The organism is Vibrio ordalii ATCC 33509, from assembly GCA_000257205.1.
Taxonomy (GTDB): Bacteria; Pseudomonadota; Gammaproteobacteria; order Enterobacterales; family Vibrionaceae; genus Vibrio; species Vibrio ordalii.
In genome coordinates this window covers 1-17,481 of record AEZC01000040.1, presented here as the reverse complement: position 1 = coordinate 17,481, position 17,481 = coordinate 1, and the positions used below count along the sequence as shown (strand labels likewise).

General features: G+C 44.0%; 14 protein-coding genes and 1 pseudogene. 7 read left to right on the top strand and 8 right to left on the bottom strand.

The features are described 5' to 3' along the window. Positions 1 to 94: 94 nt before the first annotated feature. From xni to queF, 5 genes are all read right to left on the bottom strand, one after another. Positions 95 to 880: a flap endonuclease Xni gene (xni, locus tag VOR_RS0102735; RefSeq protein ID WP_010318185.1), complete on the bottom strand. Its 786-nt coding sequence runs from the start codon at positions 878 to 880 to the stop codon at positions 95 to 97. Positions 881 to 969: 89 nt separating this feature from the next. After that, a complete protein-coding gene (ppnN, locus tag VOR_RS0102730) occupies positions 970 to 2,343 on the bottom strand; it encodes a nucleotide 5'-monophosphate nucleosidase PpnN (protein WP_010318184.1) in 1,374 nt (457 codons plus the stop codon). A gap of 335 nt (positions 2,344 to 2,678) precedes the next feature. Continuing rightward, positions 2,679 to 4,241, bottom strand: a complete 1,563-nt coding sequence (locus VOR_RS0102725; protein WP_010318183.1) for a GGDEF domain-containing protein — start codon at positions 4,239 to 4,241, stop codon at positions 2,679 to 2,681. Positions 4,242 to 4,350: 109 nt separating this feature from the next. After that, positions 4,351 to 6,618 (bottom strand): tetratricopeptide repeat protein, encoded by a 2,268-nt coding sequence (locus VOR_RS0102720; RefSeq protein WP_010318182.1) that lies wholly within the window; start codon positions 6,616 to 6,618, stop codon positions 4,351 to 4,353. Between the two features lie 15 nt (positions 6,619 to 6,633). Further along, the gene (queF, locus tag VOR_RS0102715) at positions 6,634 to 7,479 is read right to left on the bottom strand and encodes an NADPH-dependent 7-cyano-7-deazaguanine reductase QueF (protein ID WP_010318181.1); all 846 of its coding nucleotides are present in this window, start codon (positions 7,477 to 7,479) and stop codon (positions 6,634 to 6,636) included. 98 nt (positions 7,480 to 7,577) lie between these two features. On the opposite strand from queF, the gene syd reads away from it, so the two are divergent. Both syd and VOR_RS0102705 read left to right on the top strand, forming a co-directional pair. Continuing rightward, positions 7,578 to 8,123, top strand: coding sequence for a SecY-interacting protein (gene syd, locus VOR_RS0102710; protein ID WP_010318180.1), 546 nt, complete (start codon positions 7,578 to 7,580; stop codon positions 8,121 to 8,123). 2 nt (positions 8,124 to 8,125) lie between these two features. After that, a complete protein-coding gene (locus VOR_RS0102705; RefSeq protein WP_010318179.1) occupies positions 8,126 to 8,902 on the top strand; it encodes a Zn-ribbon-containing protein in 777 nt (258 codons plus the stop codon). Positions 8,903 to 8,996: 94 nt separating this feature from the next. Here the strand turns inward: VOR_RS0102705 and VOR_RS0102700 are convergent, their stop codons facing one another. Genes VOR_RS0102700 through metN form a run of 3 tightly spaced genes read right to left on the bottom strand, consistent with a single transcriptional unit; the run spans position 8,997 to position 11,557 of the window. Further along, the gene (locus VOR_RS0102700) at positions 8,997 to 9,806 is read right to left on the bottom strand and encodes a MetQ/NlpA family lipoprotein (RefSeq protein ID WP_010318177.1); all 810 of its coding nucleotides are present in this window, start codon (positions 9,804 to 9,806) and stop codon (positions 8,997 to 8,999) included. Between the two features lie 49 nt (positions 9,807 to 9,855). Then, positions 9,856 to 10,533, bottom strand: coding sequence for a methionine ABC transporter permease (locus tag VOR_RS0102695; RefSeq protein WP_010318175.1), 678 nt, complete (start codon positions 10,531 to 10,533; stop codon positions 9,856 to 9,858). Next, positions 10,523 to 11,557 (bottom strand): methionine ABC transporter ATP-binding protein MetN, encoded by a 1,035-nt coding sequence (gene metN / locus VOR_RS0102690; protein ID WP_010318173.1) that lies wholly within the window; start codon positions 11,555 to 11,557, stop codon positions 10,523 to 10,525. Before metN ends, VOR_RS0102695 begins: the two co-directional genes overlap by 11 nt. Positions 11,558 to 11,754: 197 nt before the next feature. Between metN and gmhB the strand changes: the two genes are divergently transcribed. The 5 genes and pseudogenes from gmhB to treC all read left to right on the top strand — a co-directional run bounded on the left by gmhB (position 11,755) and on the right by treC (position 17,187). Continuing rightward, a complete protein-coding gene (gene gmhB, locus VOR_RS0102685; RefSeq protein WP_010318172.1) occupies positions 11,755 to 12,306 on the top strand; it encodes a D-glycero-beta-D-manno-heptose 1,7-bisphosphate 7-phosphatase in 552 nt (183 codons plus the stop codon). 250 nt (positions 12,307 to 12,556) lie between these two features. Continuing rightward, the gene (locus tag VOR_RS17650) at positions 12,557 to 12,820 is read left to right on the top strand and encodes an MliC family protein (protein WP_286118371.1); all 264 of its coding nucleotides are present in this window, start codon (positions 12,557 to 12,559) and stop codon (positions 12,818 to 12,820) included. Between the two features lie 55 nt (positions 12,821 to 12,875). Next, positions 12,876 to 13,823 carry a trehalose operon repressor TreR gene (treR, locus tag VOR_RS0102675; RefSeq protein ID WP_010318170.1) on the top strand — a complete coding sequence of 316 codons (948 nt, stop codon included), beginning with the start codon at positions 12,876 to 12,878 and terminating at the stop codon, positions 13,821 to 13,823. 186 nt (positions 13,824 to 14,009) lie between these two features. Further along, positions 14,010 to 15,434: pseudogene (gene treB / locus VOR_RS17645) on the top strand (PTS trehalose transporter subunit IIBC). A gap of 61 nt (positions 15,435 to 15,495) precedes the next feature. Then, positions 15,496 to 17,187, top strand: a complete 1,692-nt coding sequence (gene treC, locus VOR_RS0102665; protein WP_010318169.1) for an alpha,alpha-phosphotrehalase — start codon at positions 15,496 to 15,498, stop codon at positions 17,185 to 17,187. Positions 17,188 to 17,481 lie beyond the last annotated feature (294 nt).

Sequence of the window (17,481 nt, the reverse complement as noted above, 5' to 3'; positions counted from 1 at the left end):
AAGAGATCACAGTGCATGTCCAATGCTTGTCGAACATCTCTCCGCACTAATGTTCTAATAGGTTAATTTAACGCTCCTTTCTAGGAGCGTTTTGCTATTCTGGATGGGATACTTGTGCTGAAAATCGAATGTCTTGCAAATTAAAACCGAGCTCTATATCGGTCTTTAGTGTGGAAATGTGTTTGCAGACTCGCGCCATATCGATCTGCTCATCAAATTTTTTACGGTATTTCTTGGCCAAATCAGCACTGGCGTAGGCCGCTTCTATGTCGGGAAATTGCGTTAATATCTCTTTTGCCGCTTTGGGACCAATGCCGGCAATGCCGGGAACTTGGCTTGAACTGATGCCCGTTAATCCCCAAAAATCAGTTAATTGGCTCGGCTTTACGCCAAATTCCTGTTCAATAAAGGGTTGATCTAACCAACGATGCTGAAAGTAGTCACGAATTTGTAAAGTGGGGGAGAGCAGTTGGCAGTAGCCTTTATCGGTTGAAATGATCGTTACTTTTTCAGCGTGGCTTGCCACTTTAGTGGCTAAGGTAGCCACTAAATCATCGGCTTCATCACCTTCAGAGAGCAGTGAGTCAATCCCTAGTTCCCACCATGCTTGCTGAATGGCGTCCAAGCCAAGTTGTAGTGCTTCTGGCATCGGCTTTCGGTTCTGCTTATAAGTCGGTAGAAGTTGTGCTCTCCAACCTCGCTCTTGTAAGTGATGATCAAACACAGCGATGATATGAGTCGGTTGAGCTTCGTTAATAATGCGTTGCAAGGTGCGCGAGGTTGTCTCTATGGTTCTTACCATATCGTTAGGATCGGGTTGTGCGGAGTGCACCCGACGGATCAGATTCAAAGCATCAATGATGACAAGGTGTAAGGACATAACAACCAAAAAATAAGGGCTAAAGTAGCCCTTATTGTAATGATCTCACTTAATATTGCCACTCATCATGGCATAAGTCAGTTTAGCCTTTAATGATTGTGATTATTGGTTGCAATTTTATAGCAAGGTTCATAAGCACTGCCACCGGGTAGCTTCATTCGGTGTTGTGCGACGAAGTCTTTTAATAATAAATCCATTTTTTTCATTAATTGGGCATCGCCATCAATGATGAATGGGCCGTGACGTTCAATTTCTCGGATGCCTTCCGCTTTCACATTTCCGGCCACAATACCTGAAAATGCACGACGCAAATTGGCCGCAAGTACTTCTGGTTTTTGGTTTAGGTGTAAATCTAAATTGGCCATGCTGTCGTGAGTTGGTTCAAAAGTCAGTTGGAACTCAGGCTCGATTTTGAGAGACCAGTTGAAACTATAGGCATCACCACTATCTTTACGATGCTGACGAACCAGCGGCATCGCTTGGCTCATGATACGCGCCGCTTTTTCTGGGTCATCAATGACTATTTGATAATGCTGGCGTGCTTTTTCACCTAATGTTTCGGCAATGAATGTGTCGATTGAACGGAAATAGGCTTCGCTCTCTTTTGGCCCTGTCAGTACAATTGGCATGGGTTGGCTTGCGTTATCCGGGTGCATCATAATACCCAAAATGTACAGCAGTTCTTCCGCTGTCCCTGCTCCCCCAGGAAAAATAATGATGCCATGCGCCATTCGTACAAAAGCTTCCAGGCGTTTTTCAATATCCGGCATAATCACCAATTCGTTCACAATCGGATTCGGTGGCTCGGCGGCAATGATCGACGGTTCTGTTAAGCCAAGATAGCGTTGTGCGGTATAGCGCTGTTTCGCGTGTCCAATTGCGGCCCCTTTCATTGGCCCTTCCATAGCGCCTGGCCCGCAGCCTGTACAAATATTCAGTTCACGCAAGCCCAGCTCATGGCCGACTTCGCGTGTGTATTGGTACTCGGTGGGGTTGATTGAGTGACCACCCCAGCAGACAACAAGATTAGGGATTGCTCCGGGAATGAGCGTTCCGGCATTGCGTAAAATACCAAACACAAGATTAGTAATGTGAGCGGCGTTGGTTAGATTTAAGCGCTGGTTATCGGCTAAGTGCATGTTGACATAAACGATATCGCGCAGGACCGAAAACAGATGCTCTTGAATTCCTTTGATGATCTGTCCATCTACAAAGGCATGCTCTGGTGGATTTGTTAGTTCTAGCTTGATACCGCGTTCTCGGCGCATGACAGTGACATCAAAAGATTTATATTTTTCAAGAAGTTCTTTCGAGTTATCAGTATGACTGCCGGAGTTTAATACCGCCAAAGTACAATTGCGGTACAACTGGTAGAGATTGCTTGAAGCGGTCTTTTTTAGACGCTCTACTTCGAGTTGAGAAAGCAGAGCCATGCTGCCTGTAGGGCTGATATGAGTAATCATACTGGCCTCCTTAATTGAAGGGTAAGGAAAATGTCCACGCTACGACTAAAGTTGATTTTTTATATATCCGCTTACATGGAGTATAGGTCATAGTTCGTTTAGTGGCGGATGTGCGATAGGAAGACATAACTGATTGAAATTACAGTATCAATCTAGTTCTTTTCGTGATTATTAGGAAATGTTTATACAAGTAGAGTGTGATAAGTAGCACGTTTTGTTTTAGTGTTGGTTAAATAGCGACCATTTTTGGCCGCTATTTTAGGGTTCTTTTTGTTGATGTTCGAACCGTGCTTTTGGTTATTTCCAAACTACTTGGTTATTTCGAAACTACTTGGTTATTTCGAAACTACTTGGTTAGAGCCGAAACTCTTGGCCTCAAGCAAGGAGCGGCGTAAACGTTCAAGTACTTCCTCTGGCGTATCGGAGTCTTTAAAACAGGTACTCGCGGCTGAAAGAGTAATCGTAATGCTTTTGTCTCTGAACTTGAAAGGCAGTTTAGACACATTACGTTGAATATTTTGTACTAGCTTGAAACAGTGATTATCTTCTTGATCGGGAAGTAAAATAATAAACTCTTCACCAGAGAAACGTGCCACGGTATCCGTATCGGATGCCTCTTTCGAAATCGTACTGGCAATAATCTTAAGGACTTTATCACCTGCAGTATAACCAAAGCTATCGTTGATAGTTTTGAATTTACCAATATCAAACATCACGATTCGGAACGTATGCTGAGCTCTTATCCAGCGGCGATACTCTAGTTCAAGGTGATCATTAAAGGCGGTGCGATTATAGACTTTTGTCAGTGGATCAAGCAGCAAACGCTGTGATTGATCTTCCAATCGACGACGATAATCTTGGGTGAGCTCAAACAGGGCTTCCATTTGATTTTTGCCATAATTTAAGCATTCAATCAGTGCCTGCTCACGTTGCTCAGCATGACTTAAGCGTTCAGAAAGTGACTCCATTTCGCATAATATAGGTGAAATAGAGAGCTTAAGTTGGTCAACTGTCAAAGAGTCTTTAATTAGGTTTTGACTTTGAGTGATTAGCGTAGTGAGCTCGGTGTTCATCTCTTGACGGTGTTCAAAGTAACTCTGGCTTTGGTTTGCGTTTTGTGCACTGCTTTTGATGTGTTTGGCCAGCGATGAGTTGACCTGCTCTAAAAATTTTTCTGACGTTTTACGCTCACTATTCGTGCCATCAATCACCAGTTTTAGAATCTCTAACGTCAACTCTAAGAGCGTTGATGTCGATACGCCAATCAATAGCTTGGCGCGGATATCTACCAGCAGATCCCCTGATTCGCCTTCAAAATCCAATTCAGTGATCAGGTGTTGCAGTTCATCGGATAGCTTGGTTAATCGCTCTCTATCTGCGACATGCAGTTCGCTGATGGCCGTGTTTGGGTTTGCGGTGATTATTTTGATTGCACGCTCATAAATCCCAAGCAGTTGAATCGCTCGTTCGGTTTTGGGTTTAGGTTGTGCTTCTGAAAAGCTGAGCAGATCACGCAAATCACGCTTAAGTTTGGCGGGTAAGCCCGCAACTCGAAGTAATGTTTCTCCACTATGTTTGATTTGAGAATCCAAATGAGAGTTTTCTTTTTCTATAGCCAAAGTCTGTTGTTTCAACATGCGCTTCAATACAGCTAAGCGAGGTATGAGCGTACTAACATCTTTTTGTTGTTCAAGCGCTTCACGAAGATCCGATAAATGGCTATTTAGCTGATGATCATCCCCCAGACTCGCCAAGCTTAATGATGCGACAATCCGTTTTAGTACAGTGTGTTCTCGTCTAAATTTGAACGAAGTATCCCTGTGTGTCAAACGAACTTGTTCCAACTGAGTTTTCAGCTGCTGTAACTGTGTTTGAATATCCTGTTCGAGAGCGCCCATGTACAACTAAACTAAACTGCGAGGATCGTTAGGATCCTATTAATTGATTTATCGATAATAACAAATAAATTGACTACGTCACTGCTTTAACACATTGAATGCCGAGTAATTACCCATCTTTTAATAGTTTTTTGATACTCTCCTCATTCTTGTAAGAAGAATGCACTTTTATTAGCCCTTGATTGATAGCGTGCTTGCATGATTTGCGAATATTGCTGGAAGCAAAACTAGCGGCTGGGGCGTTATCGATCGCTTTTAAGTAGACCCAATGGCTTTCTTCGTCCCTGATACTTAGCTCACGAGCCGTGTTAGTGGCCATTAGCAGAATATCGAGTAGCTCTTTATCATTAATCGCCATGTAGGCTCTTGGTAAAAACGGGTAGTCGGCGATGCCCATGCGAATGGTACGATTTAAGCGGCGTTCAGGTTGGAATTCCTCTATCCATGCTTGAATTTGATCGAATGTGATCTCCGGAGGAGTATCGCGATCAGAGCTCGGCTCGATATAAAGCAGATTGGAATCGGAAAAGTGATAAATCCGATTCGGCTCATTGATTTTCGATTTTAAAAACTGACCAAATTGGCGCTCCAATTCTAAGCCAGCCGAATAGCCATGTTCTAAGTACATGTTGCGCAGAAAGGGAATGTCAATCATCACAAAGCGAAGGCGGTCACTCAGTGGCTCGTGGATGAGTTCACCAATATACCACTGCTCAAAATGCCGGCTGCTTTTTTGCAATGCCGAAGGAAGCTTAGCATTGAGCATGCTCAGGTTACGCAAGCGAGAGCGAGAATGGGTAAAGAGCGTGCTGTTGAGTTCATCGATTTCTTCATTTTGTAACTGGAGAAGGTAGCCTCTACGCAGTAGCAGTAAAAATAAAATGATTGAGATGATAAACAGAATAAAGGCGATCTTTTTGAACTTATTATACTCTTCTTGAGTTTTGATCAGCGCTTTTTCTTGTCCGACCAAATGTAGAGTTTGTTCTACAAATTCTTTTTGCTGACGAAAAGCATCTTCACTTATCTGGTTGAGTTTCTCTTGGCGTATTTTCGACAGCGCATTACTGCGCTTGATGTTCTCTAAGGCTTGTGCGTACTGACCGTTTTTCTCATAACCGAAGGCCAGTAACCGATAGGCATGCTCTTCAATCTCGTCATCTTGCATTGTTTTAGCAACACTTAAGGCATGTTGAGCGTTGCTGATGACCACATCGGCTTGATTCTGGTGAAAGGCTAATCCTGAATGCAGTAAGTAAGCCTGTGCCTTTAAACGAGGATAATCTTTCAGCTCAAGCAAGTCTTCAGCGCGAGTGAGATATTGGTCAGTTAATGGGTAGTTATAGAGATGAAGGTAGGTCGCCGCCAAACTAATACGCACTTCAATGACTTTTTCCAGATCATTGCGGCTCGTTTCGTGATCGATCACGTTGAAGTAGTGAACGAGCGCTAGATTGTATTTACCTTGTTGATAATAAACATCGCCCATACGCTGTAGTACATTGGCTAATGCAGGATATTTATTATAACCATCATAAAAATCAGCCGCTTGAGACAAATGTTCTAAAGCTTTATCGAGCACTTTTCGTTCAAAAAAAAGCTGAGCCAGTAAGGTATTGGTTTTAGCGAGCAGGGCGCTTGAGTTGTTTTCAATTGCGCCCCAATAGGCAACTAGCAACTCAGATAAAGCGCGATTGTAAAAGCCATGAGTGAGAAAATGTTCACCAATGATAATCTGATATTCAATCACGGTTTTCGGTGAGGAGATCGAGTCAATGTAAGGTTTTAGATCAGCAAAAAGCTTATTGGCCAGTTCGATATCATTGGCTTTTGAGGCAATTTCTGCTTTGAGCAGGGTAATTTTATAATCGAGACCTTTTGCCAGTTGATCCGCATTTTTGATGGCATCATATTGAATGCTGATCGCGCGTAGCGCCTGTCGAGCTGTGCTTGCATCATTATTATTGAGCCAAATTAGACGAGTTTTGAGTATTTGTACATCAATGGCTAAATAAGGCAATTGATAGTGTTGCGTGAGCTGTTCGGCAAGTTTTAACGCGGCCAGTGCGGCATCCATATTGTGCAACTGGAACTCTGCTTTGGCTAAGATCTTTAATGCATCAATGCTACTACCTGGAGTTCTAATCAGACTATCGCTTTCATCGCGCGCCATCACAGAGGATGATTTTTCTGCTTTTTCGGCTAATTTTCGCTCAGCAAGATACTCAGTGGCTAGGTTCTTGGCTTGATTCGGCGAAATATCAATCAATCCATTGGCCTCATTTAACATCGGCGACGAGTAGATGGTGGCCTGTGAAGCTAATGAAAACAAAGCCAGAGTTAAACTGAGCAAAAGTGTCCAGCGCACGTTGATCATCCTAATGTAAATCCTTTATTGACGAGCCATACGTTGGTTATGTGTTGGCCGTTCTTGTTCGGTTGAGCGAAATGGGTTGATATCCAAACCGCCGCGGCGAGTGTATCGAGCGTATACCGTTAACTGTGTCGGTTGGCAGTATTGCATAATGTCGGTGAAGATACGCTCTACACACTGTTCGTGGAACTCATTATGTTCACGAAATGAGACGAGATAACGTAACAGTGCTTCTCGATCAATTTGTTGACCTTGATAATGAATTTCAACGCTGCCCCAGTCGGGTTGATTGGTGATTAAACAGTTCGATTTCAGTAAATGGCTGTGCAGTGTTTCATTGACTTGCTCACCACGCGCGGCACTTTTCAGTAAGCTAGCATCAAATTGGTAACTTTCAATCTCAATATCTTGCTCATCAATGCATTCGCCTTGCATGGTCACAATCGCTTGGTCAGTATAATCGCTCACCGGGTTGAGAGTGACACTGACTGGCGCGCCAGCACAGGCCGATAAATCGCGGGTTAAGCGCTGCGTTACTTCATCCCAATTGGCTATTTTGCTTTGATTATAGCTATTGAGGTAGAGCTTAAAGGATTTAGATTCAATCAAATTTGCACTTGTCGCAGGGATAGAAACCTCGCCGATTGCCACTTGTGGTAACCCTTTTGCATTGAGCCAAGAGAGTTCGTACAAAGTCCAAATGTCACAACCTTTGAACGGTAAGCTATCTCCCAAATGTAAGTCATCACGGTTCAGGCTGCGAGGTACCGGTTGTAGCAAGCTTGGATCGTACTGTTTGGCGTAGTCGGTTTTTTTGCCAAGGGTTAACCCTGCCAGCGCTTTGGCATCGGAATATTTGCTCATACTTTCACGTCAATTCGATTAGAATAAGCAGAATTTTACGCAATCCTAGGGTTGCTGTCATCACACAAGGCAGCGACTCATCAATTTTGGAGCACTTCATGGCACAAACTGCCGAGCAAGCCTTACTTTCATTTACTCAACGTTATCTTGACGCTTACCAAACAAAGCATGGCGAGTCTCCTCGTAATGATGAGTTGGCTGAGTTGGATTCCCCTTGCGCAGTGATGAACGACCAAGACAGTGTGCTGTGGAAACCCGTCGTCAGATCGGTTGCAGCTGATTTTTCTAACGTAGAAGCAGCGATTGAATTGACTCTACATTCTGATATTAAAGCCTTTTATGGCGTACAGTTTTGTGCGGACATGCCAGCTAAATGGCAAGGCAACGAGCTCGCTCTATTGCAAGTGTGGAGTGAGGATGATTTTATTCGTTTGCAGGAAAATATCCTCGGTCATTTGGTGACTCAGCGCCGACTAAAACTCAAACCAACCGTGTTTATTGGTGCAACCGATGCGGAGATGGATGTAATTTCGATCTGTAACCTTTCTGGACATGTGATTTTAGAACGTTTAGGTACCGATAAACGCGACGTGCTGGCCGAAAGTGTGGCCGAGTTTTTCGCTAATTTAGAACCTGTGGTGTAACGATGTACGTGGTTGAATTGCAGTTTGAGTGTTTTGATAACACGACTATCTCGGCGGTAGACAAAGCGATTAATGGCCTAATGGATGCCTTACGCTATAACGGTCAAGTGCTTGGGCGTGAATTCCCCATCGTGATGGGAGAGGGCGAGTTCTTTGTGCGGGTGGTTTGCCCAGAGCAAGAAAGCTTACACCCTAAGTATCACTCTGATTTTGTTAGGGTGTGCCTGAGTCGCTTGACGGAGGCTAGTTTGCTGGCTCCAAAAGCCCGTTTGTTGGGGCGGGATCTTAATTCCGAGCAAGCCGCTGATGATGTCTTGCTTAGCTGGCAGATACTTTACACCACTTATGTACACACTTGTTCCCCGCTGCGCAGTGGTGACACATTGCTGCCGATCCCTTTATATCGTAATTCTGCGACTTTAAATGGCGATCATAAAGCGGTGATCAAATGGCAAACAGAGTGGCAGGCATGTGATGAACTTCAGATGGCGGGTGGTTGCCGAGCAGAACACGCTGCACTGCACGAGATTTGCGATGTGGACAGTGTGCTGTTTATTAGAGGATGGGATTTACGAGGACGAATTGAGTTTTTGACCCACATCCCTACTTATTACTACCAGTATCGAGTTGGCGGCCAGAGCCTAGCGGACGAACAAGCCAGAAAATGCCCAAAATGTGGGGGAGAGTGGCTACTCGATGAACCGCTGCACGATATTTTCCATTTTAAGTGCGACCCGTGCCGTATTGTGTCCAACATGTCTTGGGATCATATTAAGTAAACAGGTGCGTGTTGTTGATACGAAAAAGCCGATACATCGCGTATCGGCTTTTCTATTTTTATAGGCTTTTTTGCACAGGTAATAGGTTTATTAATTACCAGCCTTTTACTGCGCCACCGTCAAAAATTTTCGAAGCGGCTTGGTATACTTCTTCTGTTTGGTAGGCTTTAACAAAGTTAGTTACGTTTTCAGCATTCAGATTTTCTGCACGAGAAACAATGATATTGACATAAGGTGACTCTTTATCTTCAACGAACACGCCATCTTTTTCAGGCGTTAGATTAATTGAGCTGGCGTAGGTCGTGTTAATGATAGAGAGCGTGACATCGTCAAGTGAACGAGGCAGTTGCGCGGCATCTAACTCAACAATAGCGATGTTTTTTGGGTTGGCGACCACATCACGTACCGTTGCCAGTAGACCTGCACCGTCACGTAGAGTAATTAGGCCTTGCTGTTCTAGCAGCAGTAAAGAGCGACCAAGGTTGGTTGGGTCGTTAGGTACCGCAATGCGAGAGCCATCTTGAATCTCATCAACCGATTTCACTTGTTTTGAATAGCCAGCAATCGGGTAAACAAAGGTGTTACCTGCAATCGCTAATTTGTAACCGCGGTCAGCGATCTGTTGATCAAGGTATGGCTTGTGTTGGAATGCATTGATGTCAATCGAACCATCATCCAGTGCCGCATTAGGGGTGACATAGTCGGTAAAAGTAACGAGTTCTACATCTAGGTTGTATTTTCCTTTTGCAATTTTTGCTGCAACTTCCGCAACTTGTGCTTCAGCACCGGCAATGACACCCACTTTGATTTTATTGTTGTCGACCGCTTTTTCACCACAGCCTGCCAGCACGAGTGCTGAAGCGCTAACGGCGAGGGTAAGTAGAGCTTTAAGGCTAAATTTCATGATTAACTCCTTGTTATAAAACGAATCTGTGTTTTAACTTTATTGTGATTTAACGGTGGTCGACACGGAGGACAAACTTATCGCCAATCGATTGAATAATTTGTACTAAGACAATTAACATCATCACGGTGACCGTCATGATGCCTAAGTCGTAGCGATGAAAGCCGTAACGAATAGCGACATCGCCCAAGCCACCGCCGCCAACGGTTCCGGCCATGGCAGAGTAACTTACTAGAGTGACCATAGTAATGGTGACTGAGTTGACAATCGTTGGTAGCGCTTCAGGAAGCAACACTTTACGAATAATTTGAATCGGCGTAGCCCCCATTGACTGAGCTGCTTCGACCAAACCAGTGGGCACTTCCAGCAATGCACTTTCAATTAAACGAGCGACAAATGGAATTGCGCCAATCGTAAGCGGCACAATGGCCGCCGTGGTGCCAATAAATGTACCGACAAGCAGTTTTGTCACTGGAATAATGGCCACCATGAGCACCAAAAATGGCACAGAGCGACCAATGTTGACGATGGCACCAAGAATGCGGTTCAGCTGAGTGTTTTCGAGAAGGCCGCCTTTTTTGGTGGTATGTAAAATAACCCCTAGTGGAATACCAACCACGAAACCGACGATGCCCGCGACAGCGACCATGTAGAGTGTTTGCCAAGTTGCCATTAGTAGAAGATCGCCATTCAGGCTTAACCAAGCGGTGATGGTGTTAAAGGACATAACCAAGTACCTCTACTTTTACGTTGTTTTCGCGAAGAAATTCAAGAGCGGCATTATCGTCCGACTCATTACCAAACAGTTCAGCGACCATCATGCCGAATTTAACGCCACCGGCGTAATCAAGATCTGAACTTAATATACTGACATCAATATTAAATTTTCGGGCAATTTGTGTCATCAAGGGCGCATCAACCGTCGCACCTGTAAACTCTAAGCGTACCAGCGGGTAGCTGTCTTTTACACGAGTGGCTTGTAGGCGAGTTTGGTAATCTTCTGGAATTGATAAATCGAGCGTTGAGCGAATAAATTGATGAGCCAAGGCGGTTTTAGGGTGAGCAAAAATCTCGCCAACTGTGCCTTTTTCAACCAGTTCACCGTCGCCAATAATGGCCACTTCGTGGCAAATACTTTTTACCACATCCATTTCGTGAGTAATTAGCAAAATGGTGATATTGAGCGTGCGGTTGATCTCTTTCAATAGCTCTAAAATCGATTGAGTCGTCGCAGGATCAAGCGCACTGGTGGCTTCGTCACACAGCAATACTTTCGGATCAGAGGCGAGCGCTCGCGCAATCGCAACTCGTTGCTTTTGGCCGCCACTCAGATTGGCAGGATACGTTTCGCGCTTATCCGTCAGGCCGACCAGTTGCAACAGCTCTGACACTTTCTTTTCAATGCTATTTTTTTCGACACCAGCCAGTTCAAGTGGCAGAGCAATGTTGCCAAATACTGTACGTGATGAAAGCAAATTGAAGTGTTGAAAGATCATGCCAATGTTGCGACGAGCTTGGCTGAGCTCTGATTTGCTTAGTTGAGTCAAATCAACGCCATCAACTACAATGGAACCTGTTGTTGGGGCCTCTAGCATGTTGACACAACGAATCAGCGTACTTTTCCCTGCACCTGACGAGCCAATCACACCAAAAATAGTGCCTTGCTTAATGTGAAGATTAATCTCTTTCAAGGCTTGAATTTCCTTATTGCCTTGAAAGAAAACTTTATTTACTTGATTAATTTGAATCATCGGAAAACCTGTGCAGGGATAACAGAATAAAATGTTGAACTCTCTCTCACTTATTGGACGATGCTATGGCTTAAATTGATTTAAGTCAATAGATATTTTTACGTCTAGACGTCTAAACGCCTTGGTGAATTAGGTAGTGATGAAAAAAATAAAGCGTGTAATAATCATCATATCTGGCGTGATATGAGAGAGTTATTTTGGCTAAACCTGCAGTGTTTTTAGATCGCGATGGCGTGATCAACGTTGATCATGGCTATGTTCATGATGAGCATGATTTTGAGTTTATTGATGGTGTATTTGAAGCCACTAAGAAGTTTCAAGACATGGGGTATTTGCTGGTTTTGGTGACCAACCAATCAGGTATCGCTCGTGGGAAATTTAGTGAAGAGCGCTTTTTATCTTTAACGCAATGGATGGACTGGAATTTTGCCGATCACGGTGTCGAGTTTGATGGTATTTATTACTGCCCGCACCATGCAGAGCACGGTGAAGGTAAGTATAAAGAAGAGTGTGATTGCCGCAAACCCAAGCCTGGTATGTTTATCTCCGCACGGGATTTTCTTGATATCGATATGGAAAAATCGGTGATGATAGGCGATAAAGCTGAAGATATGATGGCTGCACAAGCCGCAGGTGTTGGTACCCGAGTGTTAGTGCGTACGGGTAAGCCAGTTACTGAGCAAGGTGAATTACTCGCCACTGTGGTACTTGATAGCATTCGTGATGTCCCTGTTTTCCTTGCATCATAATTATTAATCTCTTTCCTACTTGAAGTAGCCACCGGGTTGACTAGGTTTGTTCATCATGGGCTAATGAGTTTATATTGGGCAGAAGTAACCACTGCGTGCTCGCAAGGTTTACTGGTTTGGGTGTCACGTTTTGTAATCAAACCACCCTTTGTGGGAGGAAATATGAATAAATCATTTCTTTTTATTGGATTCAGTGTTGGTTCCCTAGCCGCATGTTCAACACATTACGCGAACGATTCGCGCGTTGAAAGTGAGAACCAATTCCAGCATTATCAATGTCGCTCTGGTGAGCATTTTGATGTTGCGTATTGCGTATATTGAGCAACAGTCAGCCGTGCTCCGTATTGCTGGTCGCGAATATCCATTAATACAAATTCCAGCGGCCTCTGGCGTAAAATATAGGCTCGACGATAGCCAGCAAACTCAGCCTCAAACCGTGCTTTTACATACGAAAGGCGATGAGGCTTTGCTCGAAGTGGGATCAACGACTTATCAAGGCTGTACCACTCAATAATTCATTTAAGATAAGCGCATGCTATCTTCCATTTTTATTTACGCTATAGGTTCGCATGAGCAGAAAACTGACTATCTTGGATATTGCAAAACTGTCGGGTGTTGGTAAATCGACGGTTTCTCGTGTATTGACGAACGACCCAAAAGTGAAGCCTGAAACACGAGCAAAAGTGGAACGCGTTATCCAAGATTCTGGGTATGTGCCACTGAAATCCGCTCAGTTAATGCGTGGTGGCAGTGAGAAAGTGATTGGCGTGATTATCTCACGCCTTGAGTCACCGTCTGAAAACCGTGCCGTGGGGCGAATGCTACAGGTGTTGTATCAAAATGGGTACGATGTGGTGATTATGGAAAGCCAGTTTGATCGCACTAAAACGAACGAGCACCTTGAGGTTTTACATAAGCGTCATGTGGATGGTGTGATTGTATTTGGTTTTACCGATCTCGATATCACACAACTCAACCTATTGGCATCGCGAGCGGTTGTGATTGCGATGGATGCCGAGAAGGTCTCATCGATTAATTATGACAATTATGGTGTTATTCAAGGCGCGCTTGCTCATTTAACTGAGCAAAATCGAACCAATATAGCCTACATTGGAGTTGATCCTAGAGATAAAACGACAGGTAAATTACGTTTAGATTCGTACTTAGATTGGTGCAAGCAAAGCGGGTGCATTCCTAACTATCGTACTGGACGTTTGCATCATGAAAGTGCCTATCAACTGGTTGATGATGTGCTGAATGAGCAGACTCAAGCGATTGTGTGTGCCAGTGATACTCTGGCGCTTGGCGTGATTAAACGTCTCCAAGAATTGGGCCGAGATGATATTGCCGTCACTGGTGTGGGTGGTAATGAGCTGTTCTCTTTTCTTTTTCCTAATATTTACAGCATTGATCCTGGTTATGCTCAAGCAGGAGAAAAAGCTGCTAATCTTTTGATTTTACAATTAAATTCTGACATGGAACCTGCGCACATCACTCAACAGCCGCTGACAATATAACTCCTTATTTCTTAAAGTGAATTACAATTAGTCTGTGATCTTATTCAATTAATGGGATTGTTCCCATTTTTACCTTTTATTATTTATGTCAATATTGCATTTGCATTTGCATTTGCATTTGCATCTGGGAATGTTCCTATTGAAAAAGAAAAACAGACAGTATTCCAATATAGGGTGGACAAAAGTATGGCCAAGATAGCGAAGCAAGACGTGATACGTCTTATCGAGCTGGTAGGTGGTAAAGAGAACATCGCCAGTGTGAGTCATTGTTTGACTCGTTTACGTTTTGTTCTAAATGATACAGACAAGGCGGATAAAAAAGGGCTAGAACAGCTGAGCATGGTTAAAGGGTGTTTTACCAATGCTGGGCAGTTTCAAGTTGTGATTGGTACTGAGGTGGACGAAGTTTACGCCATCTTAATTGGGCTTTCAGGCAAAGAAGCCGTTTCTAAAGATGAAGCGAAGAAAGCCGCTCGCCAAAACATGAACTTTTTAGAACGTGGTATTTCGCATCTTGCGGAAATATTTGTTCCTTTGTTGCCAGCGATCATCACCGGCGGTTTAATCCTCGGTTTTCGTAATGTCATTGGCGACATTCGTATGTTCGATGGCAAAACCTTGGTTGAAATTAGCCAATTTTGGTCCACCGTCCATTCATTCTTATGGTTAATTGGTGAGGCTATTTTCTTCTTCCTACCGGTTGGCGTTTGTTGGTCAACGGTGAAAAAGTTGGGTGGGACACCGATACTGGGTATTACTTTGGGTGTGACTTTGGTTTCGCCTCAATTAATGAATGCTTATTTAATCGGTAAGCAGGTACCTGAAGTTTGGGATTTTGGCTTGTTTGTGATAGAAAAAGTTGGTTATCAAGCTCAGGTAATTCCTGCCATGTTGGCGGGTGTTGCTCTAGCGTTTATTGAGACAAACTTAAAGCGCATCATCCCTTCTTATCTTTATCTCGTTGTTGTGCCGTTTATCTCTATCATATTGTCCGTTATTTTGGCTCACGCTTTAATTGGTCCATTTTGCCGCGTATTGGGTGATGGCGTCGCGTTTGCCGCTAAAGCTGCAATGACTGGCGATTTTGCGGTTATCGGCTCAATGGTGTTCGGTTTATTGTATGCGCCACTGGTCATTACCGGGATTCACCACACCACCAACGCAGTGGATCTACAGTTGATGCAAGAAATGGGTGGTACGCCAATTTGGCCACTGATTGCACTGTCAAATATTGCACAAGCTTCGGCCGTTGTTGGGATTATCATTATCAGTAAAAAACAGGGTGAGCGTGATATCTCTGTTCCTGCGGCTATTTAGGCTTACTTGGGTGTAACAGAGCCAGCGATGTATGGTGTCAACTTAAAGTATAAGTTCCCAATGCTAAGCGCCATGATTGGTAGTGCTGTTGCAGCCGCAATTTGTGGTAGTGCCGGGGTGATGGCGAATGGCATCGGTGTGGGTGGTTTACCCGGTATTCTTTCGATTCAACCACAATACTGGGGTATTTATGGCATCGCGATGCTGGTGGCGATGTTAGTCCCAGTCCTGCTTACTCTGTTTTTATACAAACGAGCTCAAGCTAAAGGCGAGCTAGAGCCAGCAAGTGCATAACCTTTCATTCGAGTGGTGAGTCATCACCACTCATTTTTATTTTGGTAAGTGAGTTGTCAATATGGTTATAACCAAGAGCGATAGTCAGTGGTGGAAAACGGCCACCATCTATCAGATTTATCCCAAAAGTTTTTGTGATAGCGGCGCTAAAGGAACGGGAGATATCAAAGGGATCATCTCCAAACTGGATTACTTGCACCGCTTGGGAATTGATGCCATTTGGCTGACGCCGATTTACTCGTCTCCGATGATCGATAACGGTTATGACATCTCAGATTATTACGGCGTAAACCCTCAATTTGGTAGCATGCAAGATTTTGATGAACTGCTGGCTCAAGCTCATCAAAGAGGTATCCGCATTATTATGGATATTGTGGTTAACCACACCTCAACCGAGCACGCTTGGTTTCAGTCGGCGTTGGGTGATAAATCAAGCCCGTATCGTGACTATTATATTTGGCAAGACCCTGTTAATGGTCAGGCTCCAAATAATTGGCAGTCAAAGTTTGGTGGTAGTGCATGGGCGTTAGATGACGCAACAGGGCAATATTATCTGCACCTATTTGCCAAAGAGCAGGCGGATCTAAATTGGGAAAATTCTCAAGTTCGTGAAGAAGTGAAGCAGGTGATTCGTTTCTGGGCTGAAAAAGGGGTGGATGGCTTTCGTCTCGATGTGATCAATTTAATCTCAAAAGCACAGGATTTCAGTGATGATCACCAAGGTGATGGCCGCCGTTTTTATACCGATGGCCCGCGCGTGCATGAATTCTTACAAGAGATCAGCCAAGCGGTTTTCCAACAATACGGCAGTGTCACTGTGGGGGAAATGTCCTCAACAACGCTTGAGCATTGCCAGCAATATTCAAGCTTGGATGGCAAAGAACTTTCGATGGTGTTTAACTTCCATCATTTAAAAGTGGATTATCCGAACGGTGAAAAATGGACGAAAGCGCCATTTGATTTCTTGCAATTGAAGCAGATTTTCAACCATTGGCAAACGGGTTTAAATGGTAAAGGGTGGGGAGCACTTTTTTGGTGTAACCATGATCAACCTCGCATCGTGAGCCGTTTAGGGGATGATCAACGTTATCGTGTTGAGTCGGCAAAAATGTTGGCAGCATCGATTCATATGATGCAAGGCACGCCTTATGTTTATCAAAGTGAAGAAATAGGCATGACCAATCCCGGCTACACCGCTATTGAACAGTACCGAGATGTGGAAAGTACTAACATTTACGACATCATGGTGAACCAGCAAGGAGTAAGTCATGAAGGCATGATGGCCATTCTTGCACAAAAATCCCGTGACAATTCTCGCACGCCAATGCAGTGGAATGCAGAGCGCTTTGCTGGTTTTAGCCAAGGTAAGCCTTGGTTAGATATCGCAGAAAACTATCAAGAATTGAATGCACAATGCGCGTTAGCTGATGAGCAATCGGTTTTCTATTTCTACCAAGAGTTGATAGCGCTGCGCAAAAAAATCGGTGTAATTACCGATGGTGATTACACCGATTTGCTACCCGATCATAAAGAGATTTTTGCCTACCAGCGACGCAACGCGAAACAGGTGCTGATCTGTATCAATAACTATTATGGCGTTGACACTGAATGCGTGCTGCCAAAAGAGTTACCGATTGAGAAAGCAAAATACCTGTTAGGTAACTATACAGATATAAAACCACTCAAAGTTTTGGAACATCAAGTGCTTCGTCCGTATGAAACACGCGTAATTTTGTTCGATTTAGTATCCTGATTGAGTCCTACCCCTATAGGTTCAGTCATTTTTCAGCCCCGAATTTTCGGGGCTTTTTTATCGACTCTCTCCCATCTTACAGAGCTGTTTTTAAGCGGCGTATTTTTCTCATCCACCAGTGCCACTAAACCGATGGAATGGAGATCTGCCTTCAGCAGTGGGATCCGATTAAATGACCAGCTCAGCCAAACCAATACTCAATCGAATGTGATGATGGATTACCCACAACAAGATGCTGCAATGTATTTGGACGATAGTGAAGTAGCCTTTCTTTCCACCAGTATCAGTTACTTA